The 18,665-nt window shown below is 67.8% G+C and carries 22 protein-coding genes; 9 read left to right on the plus strand and 13 right to left on the minus strand.

Annotated elements, in window-relative coordinates; all coding sequences use genetic code 11:
• Nucleotides 1-189: 189 nt before the first annotated feature.
• The 4 genes from V1Y59_RS20720 to V1Y59_RS20735 form a co-directional block, all read right to left on the minus strand.
• Nucleotides 190-981, minus strand: coding sequence for a glycerophosphodiester phosphodiesterase (locus V1Y59_RS20720; protein ID WP_330506934.1), 792 nt, complete (start codon nucleotides 979-981; stop codon nucleotides 190-192).
• Entirely contained in the window at nucleotides 978-1,931 is a 954-nt protein-coding gene (locus tag V1Y59_RS20725; protein WP_330506935.1) for a DUF4328 domain-containing protein, read from the minus strand. Before V1Y59_RS20725 ends, V1Y59_RS20720 begins: the two co-directional genes overlap by 4 nt.
• Before the next feature lie 83 nt (nucleotides 1,932-2,014).
• Entirely contained in the window at nucleotides 2,015-2,350 is a 336-nt protein-coding gene (locus V1Y59_RS20730; protein ID WP_330506995.1) for a rhodanese-like domain-containing protein, read from the minus strand.
• Nucleotides 2,351-2,778: 428 nt separating this feature from the next.
• Entirely contained in the window at nucleotides 2,779-3,627 is an 849-nt protein-coding gene (locus V1Y59_RS20735; RefSeq protein ID WP_330506936.1) for a S49 family peptidase, read from the minus strand.
• A 53-nt stretch (nucleotides 3,628-3,680) separates the two neighbouring features.
• Between V1Y59_RS20735 and V1Y59_RS20740 the strand changes: the two genes are divergently transcribed.
• A complete protein-coding gene (locus V1Y59_RS20740; protein ID WP_330506937.1) occupies nucleotides 3,681-4,433 on the plus strand; it encodes a VOC family protein in 753 nt (250 codons plus the stop codon).
• 15 nt (nucleotides 4,434-4,448) lie between these two features.
• On the opposite strand, the gene V1Y59_RS20745 is transcribed toward V1Y59_RS20740, so the two are convergent.
• On the minus strand, nucleotides 4,449-5,522 hold the full coding sequence (locus V1Y59_RS20745) for a winged helix DNA-binding domain-containing protein (protein WP_330506938.1): 1,074 nt from the start codon (nucleotides 5,520-5,522) through the stop codon (nucleotides 4,449-4,451).
• A gap of 3 nt (nucleotides 5,523-5,525) precedes the next feature.
• Nucleotides 5,526-6,230, minus strand: coding sequence for a peptide-methionine (S)-S-oxide reductase MsrA (gene msrA / locus V1Y59_RS20750; protein ID WP_330506939.1), 705 nt, complete (start codon nucleotides 6,228-6,230; stop codon nucleotides 5,526-5,528).
• A gap of 132 nt (nucleotides 6,231-6,362) precedes the next feature.
• Here msrA and V1Y59_RS20755 point away from each other — a divergent pair, with 132 nt between their 5' ends.
• Together V1Y59_RS20755 and V1Y59_RS20760 are read left to right on the plus strand one after the other, a co-directional pair.
• Nucleotides 6,363-6,515 carry a hypothetical protein gene (locus V1Y59_RS20755; protein WP_330506940.1) on the plus strand — a complete coding sequence of 51 codons (153 nt, stop codon included), beginning with the start codon at nucleotides 6,363-6,365 and terminating at the stop codon, nucleotides 6,513-6,515.
• A 180-nt stretch (nucleotides 6,516-6,695) separates the two neighbouring features.
• Complete coding sequence (locus V1Y59_RS20760) at nucleotides 6,696-7,325, plus strand: superoxide dismutase (protein ID WP_330506941.1); 630 nt, start codon at nucleotides 6,696-6,698, stop codon at nucleotides 7,323-7,325.
• A gap of 113 nt (nucleotides 7,326-7,438) precedes the next feature.
• Here V1Y59_RS20760 and V1Y59_RS20765 read toward each other — a convergent pair whose 3' ends face one another.
• Both V1Y59_RS20765 and V1Y59_RS20770 read right to left on the minus strand, forming a co-directional pair.
• Complete coding sequence (locus V1Y59_RS20765) at nucleotides 7,439-8,188, minus strand: energy-coupling factor transporter transmembrane component T family protein (protein WP_330506942.1); 750 nt, start codon at nucleotides 8,186-8,188, stop codon at nucleotides 7,439-7,441.
• Entirely contained in the window at nucleotides 8,185-10,275 is a 2,091-nt protein-coding gene (locus V1Y59_RS20770) for an ABC transporter ATP-binding protein (RefSeq protein ID WP_330506996.1), read from the minus strand. The genes V1Y59_RS20765 and V1Y59_RS20770 overlap by 4 nt, the downstream gene beginning before the upstream one ends.
• A 216-nt stretch (nucleotides 10,276-10,491) precedes the next feature.
• Here V1Y59_RS20770 and V1Y59_RS20775 point away from each other — a divergent pair, with 216 nt between their 5' ends.
• The 4 genes from V1Y59_RS20775 to V1Y59_RS20790 all read left to right on the plus strand — a co-directional run bounded on the left by V1Y59_RS20775 (nucleotide 10,492) and on the right by V1Y59_RS20790 (nucleotide 12,722).
• Nucleotides 10,492-10,779 carry a transposase gene (locus V1Y59_RS20775; RefSeq protein ID WP_330506943.1) on the plus strand — a complete coding sequence of 96 codons (288 nt, stop codon included), beginning with the start codon at nucleotides 10,492-10,494 and terminating at the stop codon, nucleotides 10,777-10,779.
• Entirely contained in the window at nucleotides 10,776-11,168 is a 393-nt protein-coding gene (locus V1Y59_RS20780) for a hypothetical protein (protein WP_330506944.1), read from the plus strand. Before V1Y59_RS20775 ends, V1Y59_RS20780 begins: the two co-directional genes overlap by 4 nt.
• Before the next feature lie 212 nt (nucleotides 11,169-11,380).
• Complete coding sequence (locus V1Y59_RS20785) at nucleotides 11,381-11,905, plus strand: peptidase (RefSeq protein WP_330434345.1); 525 nt, start codon at nucleotides 11,381-11,383, stop codon at nucleotides 11,903-11,905.
• A gap of 115 nt (nucleotides 11,906-12,020) precedes the next feature.
• On the plus strand, nucleotides 12,021-12,722 hold the full coding sequence (locus V1Y59_RS20790) for a TMEM165/GDT1 family protein (protein ID WP_330506945.1): 702 nt from the start codon (nucleotides 12,021-12,023) through the stop codon (nucleotides 12,720-12,722).
• 7 nt (nucleotides 12,723-12,729) lie between these two features.
• Here the strand turns inward: V1Y59_RS20790 and V1Y59_RS20795 are convergent, their stop codons facing one another.
• The 4 genes from V1Y59_RS20795 to V1Y59_RS20810 form a co-directional block, all read right to left on the minus strand.
• Complete coding sequence (locus V1Y59_RS20795) at nucleotides 12,730-13,857, minus strand: MAB_1171c family putative transporter (protein ID WP_330506946.1); 1,128 nt, start codon at nucleotides 13,855-13,857, stop codon at nucleotides 12,730-12,732.
• A complete protein-coding gene (locus V1Y59_RS20800; protein ID WP_330506947.1) occupies nucleotides 13,848-14,357 on the minus strand; it encodes a hypothetical protein in 510 nt (169 codons plus the stop codon). Before V1Y59_RS20800 ends, V1Y59_RS20795 begins: the two co-directional genes overlap by 10 nt.
• 30 nt (nucleotides 14,358-14,387) lie before the next feature.
• Nucleotides 14,388-14,957, minus strand: a complete 570-nt coding sequence (locus tag V1Y59_RS20805) for an XRE family transcriptional regulator (protein ID WP_330506948.1) — start codon at nucleotides 14,955-14,957, stop codon at nucleotides 14,388-14,390.
• Nucleotides 14,958-15,414: 457 nt separating this feature from the next.
• Complete coding sequence (locus V1Y59_RS20810) at nucleotides 15,415-15,936, minus strand: hypothetical protein (RefSeq protein ID WP_330506949.1); 522 nt, start codon at nucleotides 15,934-15,936, stop codon at nucleotides 15,415-15,417.
• 13 nt (nucleotides 15,937-15,949) lie between these two features.
• Here V1Y59_RS20810 and V1Y59_RS20815 point away from each other — a divergent pair, with 13 nt between their 5' ends.
• The gene (locus tag V1Y59_RS20815; RefSeq protein ID WP_330506950.1) at nucleotides 15,950-16,108 is read left to right on the plus strand and encodes a hypothetical protein; all 159 of its coding nucleotides are present in this window, start codon (nucleotides 15,950-15,952) and stop codon (nucleotides 16,106-16,108) included.
• Here V1Y59_RS20815 and V1Y59_RS20820 read toward each other — a convergent pair.
• On the minus strand, nucleotides 16,088-17,767 hold the full coding sequence (locus tag V1Y59_RS20820) for a TM0106 family RecB-like putative nuclease (RefSeq protein WP_330506951.1): 1,680 nt from the start codon (nucleotides 17,765-17,767) through the stop codon (nucleotides 16,088-16,090). The genes V1Y59_RS20815 and V1Y59_RS20820 overlap by 21 nt on opposite strands.
• 185 nt (nucleotides 17,768-17,952) lie before the next feature.
• Between V1Y59_RS20820 and V1Y59_RS20825 the strand changes: the two genes are divergently transcribed.
• Nucleotides 17,953-18,663: a DUF6474 family protein gene (locus V1Y59_RS20825; protein ID WP_330434360.1), complete on the plus strand. Its 711-nt coding sequence runs from the start codon at nucleotides 17,953-17,955 to the stop codon at nucleotides 18,661-18,663.
• Nucleotides 18,664-18,665 lie beyond the last annotated feature (2 nt).

Genomic DNA, 18,665 nt, shown 5'->3' on the forward strand with positions numbered 1-18,665 from the left:
AGAACTGGATCGCCGGATGGAACGCCAACCCCAAACCATTCATCTGGACCAAAACCGCCGAAGACATCCTCGGCTCCATCGGCAGACTTATTCAACGAATTAACGGCGCAGGACACTAGCGCCTCGCTCCTCAGGGACCGGGGCATCCTGACGTGCGGCTAGCGCCTCGCTCCTCAGGGACCGAGTCGATCAGTCGACCGTGACCAGCCAGTCACGAACCTTTGCGGGCCGGTTGGTGGAGAGCCAGCGGACCCCGAGGTCGGCACACAGCTGCACGTCGGGCAGTTCGTCGACCGTCCAGCAGTAGGTGACCCGGCCGGCCGCGGCCGCCCGGTCGACGAGATCCGGATACATCCGCAGCGTTTCCACCGAGGGACCGATCCCGGTGGCTCCCACCGCGGTGGCGGCGCTGCCGCCGAGCAGGCGGGCCGTGTCGCCGAGCAGGATGGTCGGCAGCATCGGCGCGTGCCGCCGGATGCGCCACACGGCCGCCGACGAGAACGAGATCACCACCGCGCGACTGTGATCGGCCGACGGCGGGGTGGCGACGCCGAACTCGTGGAGCATCGCGAGCAGCTTCTGCTCGACGAGACTGCCGTACCGCACCGGATGCTTGGTCTCGATGAACAACCGCACCGGACGACGCCAGTCGAGGGCGAGGGTGATCAACTCGCGCAGCGTCAGCACCGACGACGGCGTGCCCGCCGGATGCCAACTGCCGAAGTCGAGTTCACGTAGCTGCGCCAGCGACATCTCGCTCACCGCGCCGACACCGTCGGAGGTGCGGTCGACAGTGCGGTCGTGGACACAGACCAGCTCGTGATCGCTGGTCAGACGGACGTCGCATTCCAGGCCGTCGGCGCCCTCGAGGAGGGCACGCTCGTAGGCGGCCAGGGTGTGTTCGGGCAGATCGTCGGACGCCCCGCGGTGTGCGACGACGGCCGGCTTACCCGACCGGGAGATGTGCTCGGTGCCCGTCATCCGACCGCGACCCATCGGCGAGACGGCACCGGATCCTCGTGGCGTTCACCGAACGTGGCGTCGAGCCGGTCGGCGAACCACCACGCGAACACGCCGGAGCACGCGGCGGAGACGACGACCGCGAGGAGCGCGTCGGCGCCGGTCTGGATGGACCCCGACGACATCGCGACCACCCGGGTCACGACGGCCGCCACCGCCACCACGTTGACGAGCACCCACCCGACCCACATCCGCGACAGTCGCCTGCGGGTGCGCTCGCGGTCGAGGTCGATCCGCATGTTCGCCGCCTCGTGGAGCAGCACCGCGGCACCCCACACATTGAGCAACGGGATGCCCGCCATGAGCATGATCTGCCACCGACGCCGCGGATCGCGCCGCTCGCGGCGACGGTAGGCGTCGGCGCGCAACGCGACGACCCAACGGGCGAACACGACGGTCGCGTAGACGAAACAGCCGAGCGACAGCAGACCCCCGAACAGCACCAGCGCCGAGGTGATCAGATCCGTCCACGCCGGTACGGGTGTCGACCGGTTCACGACCAGCAGGATGTACCGGGCCAGGTGCGCCACCGCGGCGAGTCCGAGCGCGGCCGCGAGGACATGCAGGGCACGCGACAACGCGGCGGTGAGGGCGTCCCGGCGGCTGGGGACGGAATCGGCGACCACCGGCGCATCCCGCAGACCCCACTGCGGAATGTAGAGGTAGCGGGGGATGTACCGGGGCCGCAACGCCTGGTCGGAGCGGCGACGCGGAGGGATCGCCTCGGGTGGGCGGCGCGCCACCCACCGGACGTGCCGGCTCCGATAGAGACGGCCGCTGCGCGGACCGCTGACCGGTGAAGGCATGGGGCCGGGCGCCGGCGCTGCCGGGCGTGGGGCGGGTGCGGGTCGTGGTCCGTCCGCGACGTCGCGGGGCGGCACCGAAGCGCCGAGCAGATCCGAGTCGACCACGCGGAGCGGCCCACCACAGCGGGGGCAGCGCTCGCGCCCCGGGCGGTGCGGCGCCTGTATCCGGCACCGCGGGCAGAGGTCGATCATTTCGACCCGGCACTCCCTGTCTCGACGGGCTTCCCGTTCTCCAGCCACGCCAGCATGCCACCGCGGACACAGCTGCCCTCGTACCCCATCTGGTCGAGGTACTGCAGCACCCGCATCGACCGCCCACTCGAGTGACACACCACCAGCAGGTCGGCATCGAGGTCGATCTCGCCGAGCCGTGCGGGGACGTCGCCGAGCGGAATGTGCAGAGCACCTCTGACGTGTCCGGCCGCCCACTCATCGTCCTCGCGGACGTCGAGCAGAACTCGGTCGGCGTCGTCGGTGAAATCGTTCGGAAGCTCCGTCACCGGCACCTGTCGGATGTCGCCCATGCTCACGGATTCCATGGTGGCACAGGCACCTGAGGCCGGGTGCGCATCATGCGACTCCCGCTGTGCACAACCTTGGGATGGACACGGTCGAATTGACACGGCTCCGCCCCCACTCGCCCACTATGATGACCTACATACGGCTATCCACATGCCGCTTTGCGCGGGACCCCGGAAGTGTGCATCAGCGTCCTTCAAGCTGTGGATGAGACTGTGGAAAATGTGGAGAAACCGCCGACGACCTCGGCAGATCTGTGACCGCCCTCACACACTCTGTGACGGTCGTCACCAGATTGGTTGCTCGGCGTAACAAGTTCTTCACCACAGTGCAGACCCACGTCACACCTGAAGAATGTTGCACATGATCACAGCGCCTGTGGACAACCTGGGGAGAACTGTGCACATCTGCTCACCGACGACCCCACCAGGCGTCATCGCATGTCGGTGAGGGTCGGTCGATCGAGCGCACCGAGCGCACCCGACACCGCGCTTTCCATCACGCCGGCCACGCTCAGCTGCCCACCGAAGATCCGGGCGAGCAACGGCTTGGGTGCTTCGATCACCGTGATCTCGGCGTCCGGGTACCGCTCGGCGATCACCGACCGCATTACCCCGATACCGTCCACCAGTCCGACCTCCACCGCGCGACCGCCCACCCAGAGGTCGCCGCTGAACAGTTCTGCATCCGGCGCGTTGAGCTTCTTCCCACGACGTTGGCGAACCCAGCCGGTGAACGCATCGTGCAGTTGCGACTGCAAGCCCTTGAGCCATTCGACGTCCTCCGGCCGTTCCGGGGAGAACGTGTCCAGGCGCGCCTTGTTGTCGCCGGTCGCGTAGAGCCGACGTTCCACCCCGAACCGCGACAGCAGATCGGCCAGGCCGAAGCCCGAGGACACCACCCCGATCGAGCCGATCATCGACGTGTGCGCGGCGAAGATCTCGTCGGCGGCGCACGCGATCCAGTACCCGCCGGAGGCGGCGATGTCCTCGCAGAAGGCGAGCACCGGCACCCCCTTCTCGGCCGAGAGCTGCCGGATACGTTCCGCGATGTACTCCGACTGCGCCGGCGACCCGCCCGGCGAGTTGATCACGACGACGACGGCCTTGACGTGCTCGGTGCCGAACGCGCGCTTGAGGACCGGCTCGAGGCTGTCGGTGCTGATGCCGTGCCGACCTATACCCGTCACACCGATCGGGCCGTCGAGCCGGACGACGGCCACCCGGTCCGCGCGTGAACGCGCCAGACGTTTGGCGATCGATTTGCATGCTGCACCGGTCATGGGGCCGAGTGTAATGGGCCGCCACCGGCGTTCGACGACACTAGACTTTGCGCGTGCGGATCCGATGGCTCACGGCATTCTTGGATTTCCCGACCGATCAGTTCGGCGCCGAGGTGACCTTCTGGCGGGCGATCGCCGGCAGCACGGTGTCGCCACCACGGGGTGAGCGACGCGAGTTCGCCTCACTCGAGCCGTTCAACGGCGACCCACATCTGCGGGTGCAGCGGGTCGACGACGGGCCCGGCGGGATTCATCTCGACCTCCATGTCGAGGACCTCGGCGCAGCCACCGAGGAGGCCATCAGGCTGGGCGCCACCACCATTCGAGCAGAGCCGGGCGACGGCTACGTGACGATGACGTCGCCCGCCGGGTTCGTGTTCTGCCTCGTCGACTGGCAAGGCGAGTCCGAGCGGTCCCGCCCGATCCGCTGGCCGGGCGACACGATCAGCATCATCGACCAGGTCTGCATCGACGTGCCGCATGACGCTTTCGAATCCGAGACGGACTTCTGGGAGCGGCTGACCGGTCGCCCGACCACTTCCACCAGCCGCCCGGAACTGGTCCGCCTGGCCCGTGACCCGGCACTGCCGATCGGAATCCTCTTGCAGCGCAGGGGCCGCGAGGACACGACCGCAACGGCGAGCGGACACCTGGATCTGGCCGCGACCGCGGTCGAGGACGAGGTGGCGCGCCACGCCGACTGGGGCGCCGAGGTGGTCGAGCGATTCGAGAACTGGACGGTCATGCGCGACCCGGTGGGACGGCGGTACTGCATCACGAGCCGCAACCCGCGCACCGGCGACTGAGGCCGGAATCGTCCGTTATCGCGCGGGTTCGGCGATGAACTGTTGCAGCTGTTGAACTTCCACTTCGAGATCGTCCCGCTCGGCGGGCGTCGGGTCGACCATCATGTCCACCGAGACCCGGCCGTCGACGATGCGCCAGGAGCCCGCGAGCCGGCCGTCGAGGAGCACGAAACCCGGCGATCGTCCGTTGGGGGTGCGCAGGGCGCCGAATCGGTCCTCGTCGGCGATCCGCCGTCGGTCTGCCTGCGCGACAAGGACATTGTCGTACGGGGCGAGCAGGCGTGCCGGCGCAGGCCGATCGGCGTCGACGAGGTCGAGACCCTCGAGGTCGAAGAGCCGCTCACCGTCGGGTCCGGTCAGTTCCACGAGCTCCCAATCGGCTTCCATCTTCTCGACGAGCGTTTTCAGCCTGGTCATCCCGCACCAGCTCTGGATGCCCGCCACGGTCGCCGGGCCGAAGCCGCGGAGGTAGAGGCGGATGAGATCAAGGCGGGCCTCGTCGCCGGTCACCGCAGGTTCGCCCGGACCGGCCCAGTCGTCGAAGAGCGCGAAGGTCGGCGCGCCGACCCCGCGCCACAGTCCCCGGGGAGGCACCTGGACGAGGCTCAGGCCGCACCGCGCGACGGCCACGAGTGTGGACGGGTCCTCGTCGGGGTGCCGTTGCACCAGCGCGGCTCCGAGCCGCGCGCCGGGCATGGGCCCGTCGGCCAGCAGCTCGGCCGCGTCGTCGAGGACCTGCTCGGACCGGGCGCCGACGAGTTTGCGCGCGTGCAGCGCGAGTTCGGTGTCGAGCGTCGGCTGCGCGAGCCGACGTATCCACCGCGCGTCCTCCGCATCGAGGAGGAACACCGTCGAACGCAACGCCGCCATGCGCACCACCTCACGCCGGCGGAGCAGGTCGTCGAGCTCGGTTGGTTCGAAATCGGTTATGCGCGACCACAATCCGAAGAAGGGTGCCGTGGGCTCCTGCGCCTGGAGGCCGACGCATCGGTCGAGGACCTCGATCGCGTCCTCGTCGACCCGCCCGAGCAGGTGCTGGCGGTGCAGCACGGTCCGGTTCCACTGGCGGGCAGTGATCTGTTGGGGCACCGCTCAGCCGGCTGGATAGTGCAGGCCGGTCGCGGCGTGGCAGCGATAACCGTGCGGGTTCTTGGCGAGGTACTGCTGGTGGTGGTCCTCGGCGTAGTAGAACTGGCCGTTCCCCGCCTGCGACAGCTGCGCGATCTCGGTGGCGATCGGCCCCAGGCCGGCATCGGCGAGTACCTTGCCGAACTTCTCGGCACTGGCACGTGCGAGGTCCGCATCGGCCTCCGACAGCGTGTAGATCGCCGACCGGTACTGCGTTCCGACGTCATTGCCCTGCCGCATCTGCTGGGTCGGATCGTGGTTCTCCCAGAAGATCTTCAGCAGTTCCTCGAGGTCGATGACGGCCGGGTCGAACACCACCAGCACCGCCTCGGTGTGCCCGGTCCGCGCAGTACAGACCTCGTTGTAGGTCGGGTTCGGCGTGTATCCGCCGGCGTACCCCACCGCCGTGGTGTACACCCCGGGTACCTGCCAGAAGATCTCCTCCACACCCCAGAAGCATCCGCCGGCGAGGATCACCGCCGACAGGTCGGCGCCGAAGTCGCCGATGCCCTGCGACTCGGGTGCCGGGGCGCCACGCAACGGATGTCGCAGCAGGAGGTGCTCGTCGGCAACGGGCATGGTGGCCTCGCGGCCGGGCAACGCCTGCTCCGGCGAGATGAGTTCCCGTTTGTGCGAACGCGCGGAAAGTAGCTGGTCAAGCCATGACATGGCACCGATCCTACGCGCGGGTGGCCGGCCGATCGGGTTGATGGATCGCCGGCGGTCTGCCTATCATGACCCCCACGCCGGACGTGTGATCGTTGTCACTCCCGGTGGTGTCGCCGACAACGAAGGGTGTTCATGGCAGCGCACGCGAGTTCCGACCTCGGTCGAGCCCTCGGCTCGCGTCCGACCGCTCCGCGCGCCAACTACGACGTCCGTTCGTCCTGCATCGGTACCGGCGTCAGCATCCTCGGACTCATCGCTCTGCTCGTCGTCTTGATGCTGATCTGACCTGCGATCGCACGGCGGATGACGACCGCCGAAACTTCAACCGCACTTGAGGTGGATTACCGCCCAGTGTTTGCAATCCCCCAGGCAGTGGGTAAGGGTGGAAGTACTCGCGCGACCGGCGATAGACGCCGCGGTTGAGCGCGCAGAGTGAGTACGAGAAGCACCTCAGAGAGGAATATCGTGGCTGAATACACCTTGCCGGATCTCCCGTACGACTACGCGGCACTCGAGCCGCACATCTCCGGCAGGATCATGGAGCTCCATCACGACAAGCACCACGCCACCTACGTCAAGGGTGCCAACACCACCCTGGAGAAGCTGGCCGCAGCCCGCGAGGACGGCACCATCGCCGACAAGGTCTACGGCCTCTCGTCGACGCTGGCCTTCCACCTCGGTGGCCACACCAACCACTCCATCTTCTGGAAGAACCTGTCTCCCAACGGTGGTGACAAGCCGGAGGGTGACCTCGCGGCCGCGATCGACGACCAGTTCGGTGGCTTCGACAAGTTCCAGGCCCACTTCACCGCGGCCGCCACCACCCTGCAGGGCAGCGGCTGGGCGATCCTGGGCTACGACACCATCGGTGGCAAGCTGGTGATCCTGCAGCTGACCGACCAGAGCGGCAACATCCCCGCCGCGATCATCCCGGTCGTCATGCTCGACATGTGGGAGCACGCCTTCTACCTCGACTACCAGAACGTGAAGCCGGACTACGTGAAGGCCTGGTGGAACGTCGTCAACTGGGCCGACGCCGCCGAGCGTTTCGCCACGGCGAGCAAGCAGGGCGCAGGACTCATCGTTTCCGCCTGATCGACGCACAACGCCCCGATCCCTGAGGAGATTCGGAGCGCTAGCGGAGAATCGTCACGAAGGGCCCTTCGTGACGCTCGGCTAGCGCCTCGCTCCTCAGGGATCGTGGTTTTTCAGAGCAGGATGGTCGCGACGATCGCACTCACACACGCGACGCCGACGACGGCGAGCGTCACATAGTCGGCCCGCCCCGGCCGCGACGGATAGGCGGTCAGCCGACCGGTACCTCCGCGCGCGGTGATCGCCTCCGCCATCTCCGAACTCCGCCGTAACGCACTCGACATCGCGGCGGTGAGCATGTCGAGTACGCCCATCTCGGCCGCCGGGTGGCCACTGCGTGGCGGCGCGGATGGCCGCAGCCGATGCGCCGCCCGCAACATGCGCAGTTCGTCGATGAGCATGGGCAGACCGCGCAGGCACAGGGCGATGGCGACCGCCCATTCGTCGACCGGGAGCCGAAAGATCCGCAGCGGCCGCATCAGCGTCGCGATGGCCGGCGCGATGTCGGCCATCGGCGTCGTCCAGATCACCAGGATCGAACTCGCCACGAGTACCAGACCGAGGGTGACCGCCCGCAGGTACACGATCAGCGCGGCGGGCCCGAACACCAGGTTCACCAGACCACCGGCGATGATGAGTCCCCAGAACCACCACGGCGGGCGGGGAATCGCGCCGAGCGGGATGCCGGCGATGATCGCGGTGATCACCACGACCGCGGCGACCATGCCCAGCGCCGGCCACGACGGCAGCACCCAGGTCATCACACCGAGCATGAGCACCACCACGAGCTTGGTGCCCGCCCACAGGCGGTGCACCAGCGAGTCGCCGGGTACCTGACGCAGCGGAATCGTCCGAACGCTCATTCGCCCATCTCCCCGGATGTGTGCTGAAACTGTTGGTGCCCAGTGTTTTTCGGATACCCGTGGTGGTTCGGAGTCGGGGTGGGCGGCGGGTCGACCGGGGTGAGCGTGCCGGCGGTGAGCTTCACACGGCGACTGACCACCGCATCGAGGTCGGACAGATCGTGCGAGATGATCACGATGGTCATCCCGTCGGCACGCAGCCGGCCGAGCAGATCCACGATCTCGGCGCGCGCATAGGGGTCCACCCCGGCAAGCGGTTCGTCGAGGATGAGCACCTTGGGGCGCCGGGCGATGAGGCCGGCCAGCACGACACGGCGCATCTGGCCGCCGCTGAGCGAATCGGTTCGGCGAGCCGCCATCTCCCGTGGCAGTCCGACTGCCTCGAGCACGCGGGCGACTTCGGCGGTGCCCACCTCGATGCCGCCGGCGGCCATGATCTCGTCACCGACCGTCTGCTTCTGCAGCTGCAGACGGGCGTGCTGGAAGGCCAGCGCGACGTCGCCGACCTTGTCCGCGGTCGGCGAGCCATCGAGCAGAGCGCTTCCCTGGCTGGGTGCGATGAGTCCGGCCATCACCCACGCGAGAGTGGTCTTGCCCGAACCGTTTCCGCCGACGATGAGCAATCCGTCGCCGCGATGCACGGTGACCGACACGTCGTGCAGGGCCTGCACCGCCCACGGCGATCCCTTGAGGTAGGTGTGTCCGACCCCCTCGAGTACCAGGAGACGCTCCGCTGGGCGGGGTGGAAACCCCGACTGCGCGACCGGCGTCGGGCGGGATGGCTCCTCGACCGCACCCGGCCGGGGCACCCAGTCCGGCGGGTGTGGAATGACCCGGCCGTTGTGCAGGTGGATGATCCGATCGGCGGCGGCCGCCTCGTGCCCGCGATGCGTGATAAGCACGACGGACATGCCGCGACGTCGCGGGAGATCGGCGAGCAGGGCGAGGAGTTCGTCGCGCCCCTCCGGATCGACCATCGAGGTGACCTCGTCGGCGATGAGGAGCGCCGGTTCACGTGCGAGGGCCGCGGCGATCGCGAGCCGTTGCTGTTGGCCGCCGGACAGATCCGATGTCTCACGGTCGCCGAGGCCGGACAACCCGACCTCGGTGAGCAGTCCCTCGGCGTCCACCTCGACCCCGGCGGGCAGACCCCACACCACGTCGTCGGCGACCCGCGACCCGAGCATCTGAGTCTCGGGGCGTTGCAACACCATCGCCGTCCCGCCGTGACGGCCGAGGCCTGCGGCGCCGGGCCGGACGACGGCACCGGTCGTCGGTGCCCGTCCCGCCAGGATCTTCGCCAGCGTCGACTTGCCGGAACCGTTGGCGCCGACAACGGCGACGAACTCGCCGGGCGCCACCGTCGCGTCGACGTCGTCGAGGACGATCGGCCCGTCCGGCCGGTAGCGGAATCCGATACCGGTCAACTGCAGCGGCAGCGGGGCCGGCTCGGCTGCGTCGCGGTCGAGTTGCCCGACGTCGAGGGTGTCCTCGCTCGGGATGTCGGCGAGGCGGGCGATGACGCCGCCCAGCAGCCACCACGCGACCGCCAGCGAGACCATGGTGCCCAGCGCGCCGGACACCCACATCCACACCCACCAGTAGTCGACCATGCTGGACCCGAGCGCATCCACGGTGTCGGCGAGCCCGCCGAGGGCCGGAACGGCGTTGAGCAGTTCGACCAGGCCGCCGACGGTGTTGCCGAGCGCTTCGAGGATCAGTGTGCGCAGCGGCACCAGGACCAGCAGCACCAGCACGGAGATCCCGCCGATGATCGGGGCCGCGGCCAGCCCGGCGAGGGTGATCGTCCCGATCCCCCGCCCGCGCCGCTTCGTGTCGCCGACGATGCCGCCGATCAGCGCGGACCCGAGCACGGACGCCGCGGCGCCGGTGCCGGCCATCGCGAAACTCACGCCGGTGGCGGCCACCGACGCGGCGATCAGCGCCCGCGGTCGGGTACGCGCCGCGACGAGCGCCAACGGCACGGGTGCCAGCAAACCGACCGCGGTGGCCAACGGGACCACGGCGGCGACCACGATCGTCGCTACCGTCAATCCGCCGAAGATGGCGATCGACGCCATCTCCATCGGGCGCAGCGGAACAGAACTTCTCACCTCATCCAGTGTGCCTGGTGGGGCCGACGTCCCCGCAGCCTGTGTCCACCGTTCGCGTCCGGTCTGTCCGACCGGTAACAGCAAACTGTGGCGCACCGAACTGGCTGAACTCCGGCGATCCTGCCGGGGTAGGACTCCATCCCATCAATTGTGTATTACATACAGATCTTTCTGTAGTACATTGAGCTTGTGGAACTGGAAATCGACTGGTCACATCGTGAGGAGTACATCGCGTGCAAACACCAGACGACGCCGACCATTGCGAACGAGGCACTGACCGATCCGAACCGTGTGGTGATCTCACCCGACTACGCAAGCCGGTCAGGGGCGAGTGATCGGACCATCGGCTGGTCGACGACGGCTGGCGTGGTCTTGACGGTCATCACCGTGGAGGAGGACGACGGCACCCTATTCGGAGTGAACTGCTGGAAGGCGAACGAGAAGGACCAACGCCTGTATCGAGAGGGAACGGAATGAGTGATCGAAAGGGCAAGCTGCAGCAGGCAGTCGATGAGGCGCAGGACATCGAGCGTGATCCCGATCGGGTGGTGCGCACCGACGTGAAAGTGACACGCGGACATGGACGCAGCAAGGTGTTGCAGGTCCGTTTGAACGACGACGAGTACAACGAACTCGAGCGGCTCGCCGGAACTATCGGCGACGGAGGAGTTCCACTGTCGACGCTGGCCAGGTCACTTCTGATCGAGGGAATCCAGCGTAGAACCGACGAAGTCGACGGCGGCAGTGCGGACTCCGCTGGTCCGGCGGAGGCCGCCCAGATGCTCGTCCATCTGTCGGCCCAGATGGCACGAATCGCAGAGACCCTGGTTCCCGATCAACAGCAAGGAATCGCGTCACGCCGATAGTTCATGGTGAGGCGATCTCCTGTCATTGCGACACGACGCAGCCGGATTCCGTGTCGGGTTACGTCGTGTAAAAGAACCGTCACAAGAGCCGTGTTCGAGTTGTCACCGGCCCCGCGGCGGAGGATTCTTCTTCCACAGGTTCCGTATCGCCGGATCCTGGTCTCGGAGTTAAGGCCCTGTGGCAGAGCAACACCAGCGATGGGAGACCAGTGATGACGACTTCCATTCCGATCGGCCTGACGCCGTTCCAGTTCGAAGGGCATCTGAACGGCATCCTGATCTCCGGGCGGTGGCCCGAGTCGACCCTGGAGTGGACGCAGACGCTCGTCGCGTCGGTGCGGATCGCGTGCCGGCCGGGTTTCCTGCCGACCACCACGGTCTTCGGTGTGGTGGAGGAACGTCCCGACGACGCCGAACAGGACGCCGTCGGCATGATGGTCGCCGTCGGCAACGTCGTCGACGACAGCTTCGTGGAGGCCGGACGCTTTCTCTCGAATCCGCCGGCTCTGGTGATGCTGCATCCGCCGTCGCAGACCCGGCCGTCGCTGCCGGAGTGCTCCGAGGTCGCCTCGGGCTGTGTCCTTCTCCCCGGCCTGCCGGAACTCGGGCTCGAACACCGCGCCGGCTGGGCCGAAGCGGAGGCCGACGGCACCGTGGTGAACTTGCGCAACCAAGTCGGTATCGACCCCAACGCCGACCCCGACACCGCCGTGCTCGCCATGCTTCTCGCAGCCTGACCTGCGGGTAGGCGAGTTAGGGTTCCCAAACTTTTAGTTTTGACCCTCCTACCAGCGGAAATACGGCTCTGCAATCTGTTGCACCGCCAACTCTGGGCACCCTAACCTGGCCTTCATGATCGCTGCGATGTTGTTGAGCTTCGGCGTGATCTTCGTCGCCGAACTCGGCGACAAGTCACAGCTGATGGCGATGACGTACGCCCTCCGCTACCGGTGGTGGGTGGTTTTGTTGGCGATCACCGCCGCCACCACGGCCGTGCACGCGGTGTCGGTGTTCTTCGGCCACTTCCTGGGGATGTCCATCCCGTCGGACACGATGTCGATCCTGGCGGGTCTGGCGATGCTGGTGTTCGGACTGTGGACCATCCGCGGCGATCACCTCGACGACGCCGAGGCCGCCAGGGCCGAGCGGGTGGGTGCATCGGTGTTCCTGGCGGTGATGTCGTCGTTCTTCCTCGCCGAACTCGGCGACAAGACGATGCTCGCCACCATCACGCTCTCCACCAACAACGACTGGCTCGGCGTGTGGATCGGCTCGACGATCGGCATGGTCGCCGCCGACGCCCTCGCCATCGCCGTCGGTGCGTTGCTGGGCAAACACCTGCCGGAACGGACGATCGCCCGGGCTGCGGCCACGCTGTTCTTCGGTTTCGGCGCATGGTTGTTGTGGACGGGATTGGCCGGCGCCGAGGCAGTCACCGTGATCGCGACGCTGTCGGCGGCGGTCGTGCTGCTCGGCGTCGGCACCGCCTACATCATTCGCCTCCGGCGGGCCGACGATGTGCAGCAGCCACACGACGAACCCGTGCGGAACTGACCCGGCTCTAGCTCGTTTCCAATTCGGCCACGGCCGCCGACAGTCGGAGCAACGGATCCGCGTCGGCCGCGAGATCCGGCCCGCCGGGGACCAATTCGCGGACGGCACCACGCGGGCGGCCGGACACCTGGTACTCCTCTACCGCCGCCCACAGCATCTCGGCGCGTGCTGTCTCGTCGACGACGGCGAAGTCGTCGGTCAGGTACGGGCTGAGCTGGGTGAGGGCGTCGCGGATCTCGACGACGCGCCGATGCAATGTCATCGTCGGCGCCGGTGTGCCGCCGACGGGAAGCACCACCTCGGGGACGGCGTCGGTCACCAGCTGCCAGAGCGGAGCGAGCGCCTCGACGTCGCGGCGATGCCGTCGGCGCGCCGAGATCGTGTGCCAGCGCGCACGCAGCATCGGATAACTGATCCCGATCAAGAACAGGACCACGCCGATGACCGACAGGACCGCGCTGACGTCGAGCAGCCACCGCACATGCCAGCTCCGGGTCGACGATCCGATGACGAAGACGATCTGCAGCACGGTCCCGGCCGTCAGCATCACCAGGCCACTCAGCAGCAGCCCCAGCGACGTCCTCAGGTAACCCTGCGCCAGCCGCAGGAACTGACGGATGCTGCGGACACACGCCACGAACCCGTAGGTGAGGTAGGCGCTGGCGATCAGCACGAACAGCGCGTAGGCGATGTTGCGGGCGGTCCACACGGACAAGCCCTCGGTCCGCAGGTCGGTCGGGATGACCAGCATGGTGATCTGCAGTCCGAGCAGGGCGACCACCAGCGGTACGGCCTCGATCCCCGCCCGGCGTTCCCGCGTCGTCGTCCGTCCGGGGAAGAAGAACACGACGATCAGGGCGGCGACACCGAGGGCGAGCAGCGCGTAGAAGAGGACCCGCGCGGCGCCGACGAACGTCACCGAGTCGATCGCCGCGGTCACATCGTCACCGGAGACCACGTACGCCAATGTGAGTGCGGCGATCGCCACGGTCATCGCGACCGATTGCAGTCCGCCGCCCTCGCGGCGGATCTGTTCCAGGCGCCAGCACAGTGCGGCGGCGAAGATCACGGCCGCCACCGTGTTGAGTACACCGACGACGATCACGCCGGCCCCCTCGACGACACCTACAGCCACCCCTTGTGGCCGCCGAGGACCCGCTGGATGCCACGCAGACCTTCGTTGTCCGGCGTCGTGCCGACCGTGTGAGCCGCCTCCGATGCCCACGTCAGGATCATCGAGGCCAGCATCTCCGCTTCCCACTCGCGGTCGTCCGAGTAGCACGTGCGCTGCAACGCCGCGGCGGAGTCCTCGTCGGACGGCGCGGTCAGCGCGGACGCGGACACCGCGCCGAGCATCTGATGCCCCGCGATGAGATGGCCGAACTCGTGGATGACGATCTGGTCCTGATGCAGTGGCGATGTGTTGGCCTGATAGAAGAAATAGTCCGCGTCGTCGGCGGCCAGCCAGACGCCGTTCGGCATGCCGACCGGCAGCGGATGAGCGATCAACCGGATCGGACGGCCACGCTGTGTGCCATAGCGGTCACACAGCTGCGCGACGTCGAGCGGGAGATCGAGGTCGAGGCCCTTGAGCGTGTCGCGGCACAACACTCTCAGCACACGATGACTTCGCATGGATTCGACTGCGTGCGACGCCCGGAGACCTCAGTTGTTGTTCAGATGCCCGCCGACGACCCGCAGATGCGCGTCCTCGGGAACATCGGAGATACCGGCCGCGATGACGTCCGGCGGATCCTTGGGCAGACCCTGCTGCTCGCGTAGCACCTTGATCAACTCGTTGACGATGGTCACCGAGTCACTCGACAGTCCGGCGAGCCGGAACGCGGCGAGCTGGACATTGGTGTCGGCCTGCAGACGCATCAGGTCGATCTCGTCGCGAGTGCGCTGGGCGGCACGGTCCTCGAGGAAGTAGTGCACATCCACACCGAACGCGGCCGCGATCCCCTCGACGGTCCGGAACGACGGCGACTTCGCCTTACCCGAGCGCAACTGGCTCAGATACGACTCACCGAGCCGGAACCCGCGCTCGGTGGATCGTGCGGCGATCGCCTTGGCGCTGTAGGCGCGACCGTTCGGACCCGGCACCGTACGAAACAGTTCTTCCAGGCGTCGAGCGAACAGACCCGGATCCACTGCTCCGGTCTGCTCGGAGTCGACCGTCCCACCCTCGGTTCGACGTCCGCCAACAGGCATTTCCGCACCTCGTGTAGTCATTGTTTCTCCCCGGCAAATTCAAAGCTGCTTGAACTTGCAAACATTAAAGACCGGCGTGCATCGTGGATGCAACGCTCCATTCCGTCTGAACGTACCCGACCACCATCGCGCATGCGTATCACCTGTGCCAACGATGTAACGATTACCCAGTGTGGCATTGTTCACACTCGATCGTGAACAACATGCGGCAAGGCGAATCGTACGTTGCCGGGGGATAAACAAGTGGGGTCGAGTATGTCCAGCGTTCGTGTCCACGTAACCAAACCGGGGGTCCGATGACACATCGTGTTCCGTCTCGTGGTGCACGCCGTCGCCGAGCGGGTCGCGGAGTCGCGATGATCAGCGCCATTGTCGCGATGTTCGCCGTCGGCGCCGGTGTCGCGTTTTCGTCGCCCGGCGCAGACGACGACCGCGGCCACAGCAGACCCGGCGACCGGCATCACCACCATTGGCACGATCACGACCACGGAGATCGCGGGGACGTCGGCGACGGCGACGGCGACGGCGAGGACCAGAGCACGGAACCCTCCGAGCCCTCGACGAAGCCGTCGACCAAGACCTCGACCACAACGCCCCCGGAGACATCCGAACCCACGACATCACAACCGACGACGACCACACCCAGAACGAGCGAGCCCACCAGCACGCGCTCGACGCCCTCGACCGGGACGACGACGTCCGACGAGACCACCGCCGGCAGCCTATCGACGAGAGATCGGGACAGCGGGGATACGGACGGCAGCGATTCCGACAGCGGCGATTCCGACAGCGGGGCGGCGATCATCGTGCCGCGGTCGGCTCCACCTGCCGACCCACCCCCTGCCGTCCAGCCCCCTGCCGTCCAGCCACCTGCCGTCGCCGCAGTCCCGGCGCCGGTCCCCACCGTGCCGACCGTCGCATCCGGGTCCGATGCCGCCGGCAGTCGCGCTGATTCAGCAGCGACACCGGGGCCCGGCGGCCCGCCGACCGAATCGGCCACCGCGACTCAGGCGGTGACGGCCACCGGTCCACCGGTCTCGACGGGCACGGCGCTGGCTTCGGCCCGGCGCATCATCGTGGGTTTGGCGCCCGGTGCACTGCTGCTGCTCGGTGCGGTCGCACTGCTCGGCAGCGGATCGTTCCTGGAGGCCCTACGTTCGTCCCGCTCGTGAGTCGCCTCCGCGGCGGAATGCGAGCATCTGGTCCTGATACGGGATCTCGACCGCGGCGCGATCGGTGATCCATTCGCGCAGAGCCTTGGTCGCGCGGACGTCGTCTTCGTTGTATTCGAGCAGTCGTCGACGTTGCGTGGGGTCCGGGGCGGTACCCCCGAGCCCGACGGCATCGCGGTACCAGTCCATCGACGCCTCGCCGCCCGCTTCGGCGTCGCGCCAGGTGAAGCCCGCAACCGGGGCAACCTTCTTGAGGCCTTTGCCGTTCGGGCAGACGAAGTTGCGTCCCACCGCTTCGTAGATGTCGACCCATTCGTCCGACGCGATGAAGGCCTCGATCTCGGCGCGCGGTGGCACGCCGGGCGTGCCGGCGAAACGGTCCGCCGACCCGAGTAGCCAACGGTTCTCCGCCTGCTGGGAGTAGCAGTAGGCGGCGAACGTCTTGCCTGCTGCGCGCGCGGCGTCGCGTTCGATGCTCAGCCAGGTCCAGAACTCGCCGAAGGAGCGGCCCTCGTCCGGGGTCGGCAGCGGATGCCATGTCCCGAACGCCCGGTAGCGGACCTCCCGCGCCGGATCGGTGTTGTCGGTGAGGAGGGTGCCCCACAGGTAGGCGCCGTGCTCCCCATAGCTCTCCATGTCGACGTCGACCTCGACGTCGGCGCGCGCGACCGTCGGTTCGGCGAGACGACGGATCAGCGGGGTGCCGGTGAGCCAGGCGATCGCGGCGAGGACCGCGTCGTCGAACCGGGCGTTGGGCGGCCAGTCGTCGGGCGGATGACCGTCGAAGTGGGCGAGCTGGTCGATCGTCGTGATGCCGGCCTCGGCCAGCACGACGCTCTGATGTGCCCCGACCACCAGGCTGACGTCGCGACGTTCCTCGAGCTCCGGGCCGCACCGAAACCACCAGGGACAACTTCGGCACTCGCCTATTCGGCGCGGCGTGGTGGCGATGCGCCCGTCGGCGATCGCCTGGCGGCGAGTGAACGTGTCACGGTAGTCCTCGAGTGTCGACGCCATCTCGTGGACGACGATGCAGTCGGCGTCGAGTCCGATGGCTCCGGCGCGGAGCTCGGCCGGATCGGTGGATGTTGCGAGACCGGCGTCACGCAGCATCGCGGTGATCTGGGCGAGGCGCAGGCGGTCGCGACGATGGTTGCGGCTGCTGCGGGTCGGGTCGGCGCTCGGCGCCCAACCCCAGATCGGACTGGTGACTGCCCCGGCGGCGTTGCCGTTGCGCGGCCCGTTGGCCGACTTCGCCGGGTAGCTGACCCGGTGGTTCACCACGATCACCGGCACGTAGCCGGCGCCGTCGCGGATGAGCAGTTCGACGTCGCCGCGACGACCGACGACCCGGTCGGTCGGCAACGCCGCTCCCCAGATCCAGTCGGCTCCCGCGGCACAGGCCGCCTGTGTCGCCGCCACACGCGCCGCGTGGTCGCCGGTGGGGTCGATCAGCACGACGGTGCCCGGCGGCTGATCGCTGTGTAATCCGCGGATCAGTTCCCGAACCGACGCCCGGTGGTCGGCCGCAGCCGCCTTCCGGCGCTGCGCCTCCGGCGTGTCGGGGCGAGATCTCACCATGTCGGGGTGAGCGTTGTCGAGCGCGAGTCGGTGTTCGCAGCCCGCGAGATCACGGGGGTGCAGCACCACCGTCGTCACTCGCCTGTCCTTTCCCGACCACGTCCGGGCCGTCCTGCCATCCGCGGGGACCTGTCCGGTTCACGCGGGTTCGCCCATGTCGAGCCTATGTAATGCTTGTACCGATGCAGTCGACGCCCGCACGGCGTTTCCCGGCCACGGGTCGGGCAGGGCGCAGGAGACACCACACAGGAGGTAGGTCCTAGATGGGATTGTTCTCGTCGGACAGCAAGACCCGCGCGCAGCGAAAAGCCGAGGCCAAAGCATTGAAGACCAAGGCCAAGCTGGAGGCGAAGCTCGACGCGAAGCAGGCGCGCAAGTCGGAGAAGTCGCGGCGGAAGGCCGAGCACAAGTTCCGCAGCAAGGAACTCAAACTGCAGCGTAAGAACGAGAAGGCGAGCGGTAAGGCCCAGGTGAAGGCCGCCAAGGCCGACGCCAAGGCGACCGAGGCCAAGGCGAAGGCCGCCGCCGACGCGCAGCGCTATTCGCCGGCGAGTGTGCGTCGGTATCTGACGGTCGCTCGCCTGCTGTCGCCGATCGTGATGCCGATCGCGTATCGCGCGGCGGTCGCTGCACGGGGCCGTGTCACGGCGATCCAGGCGAGCCGCGCCGGCGTCGCACCGGACGTCCTGCGCCAGTTCTCCGGCCACGGCGCCACCCTGTCCGCGCGGATCAGCACCACGCGCAGCGCGCTCGAGAAGGTCGGCAACAACGATTCGTCCGACGATTCCGCCGCATTCGTCTCCGCGATGGTGACCCGACTCGACAACCTCGCCATCGCCGTCGACGCCGCCGAGGCGATGCCGTCGTCGCAGCGCCGCACCGCGCATCAATCGATCGAGAAAGAGCTCGAAGGCATCGAGGCCGACATCCTCGCCCGACTCGGTGTGCAGGATTCATCGCGCAAGGGAGCGTGAGC

Source organism: Gordonia prachuapensis, from assembly GCF_036350515.1.
GTDB lineage: Bacteria > Actinomycetota > Actinomycetes > Mycobacteriales > Mycobacteriaceae > Gordonia > Gordonia prachuapensis.

Coding starts and splice junctions, on each gene's coding strand:
- V1Y59_RS20720 (WP_330506934.1), bottom strand. CDS start 981: ATGACGGGCACCGAGCACATCTCCCGGTCGGGTAAGCCGGCCGTCGTC.
- V1Y59_RS20730 (WP_330506995.1), bottom strand. CDS start 2,350: ATGGGCGACATCCGACAGGTGCCGGTGACGGAGCTTCCGAACGATTTC.
- V1Y59_RS20735 (WP_330506936.1), bottom strand. CDS start 3,627: ATGACCGGTGCAGCATGCAAATCGATCGCCAAACGTCTGGCGCGTTCA.
- msrA (WP_330506939.1), bottom strand. CDS start 6,230: ATGTCATGGCTTGACCAGCTACTTTCCGCGCGTTCGCACAAACGGGAA.
- V1Y59_RS20755 (WP_330506940.1), top strand. CDS start 6,363: ATGGCAGCGCACGCGAGTTCCGACCTCGGTCGAGCCCTCGGCTCGCGT.
- V1Y59_RS20765 (WP_330506942.1), bottom strand. CDS start 8,188: ATGAGCGTTCGGACGATTCCGCTGCGTCAGGTACCCGGCGACTCGCTG.
- V1Y59_RS20770 (WP_330506996.1), bottom strand. CDS start 10,275: ATGGAGATGGCGTCGATCGCCATCTTCGGCGGATTGACGGTAGCGACG.
- V1Y59_RS20780 (WP_330506944.1), top strand. CDS start 10,776: ATGAGTGATCGAAAGGGCAAGCTGCAGCAGGCAGTCGATGAGGCGCAG.
- V1Y59_RS20785 (WP_330434345.1), top strand. CDS start 11,381: ATGACGACTTCCATTCCGATCGGCCTGACGCCGTTCCAGTTCGAAGGG.
- V1Y59_RS20790 (WP_330506945.1), top strand. CDS start 12,021: ATGATCGCTGCGATGTTGTTGAGCTTCGGCGTGATCTTCGTCGCCGAA.
- V1Y59_RS20800 (WP_330506947.1), bottom strand. CDS start 14,357: ATGCGAAGTCATCGTGTGCTGAGAGTGTTGTGCCGCGACACGCTCAAG.
- V1Y59_RS20805 (WP_330506948.1), bottom strand. CDS start 14,957: ATGACTACACGAGGTGCGGAAATGCCTGTTGGCGGACGTCGAACCGAG.
- V1Y59_RS20825 (WP_330434360.1), top strand. CDS start 17,953: ATGGGATTGTTCTCGTCGGACAGCAAGACCCGCGCGCAGCGAAAAGCC.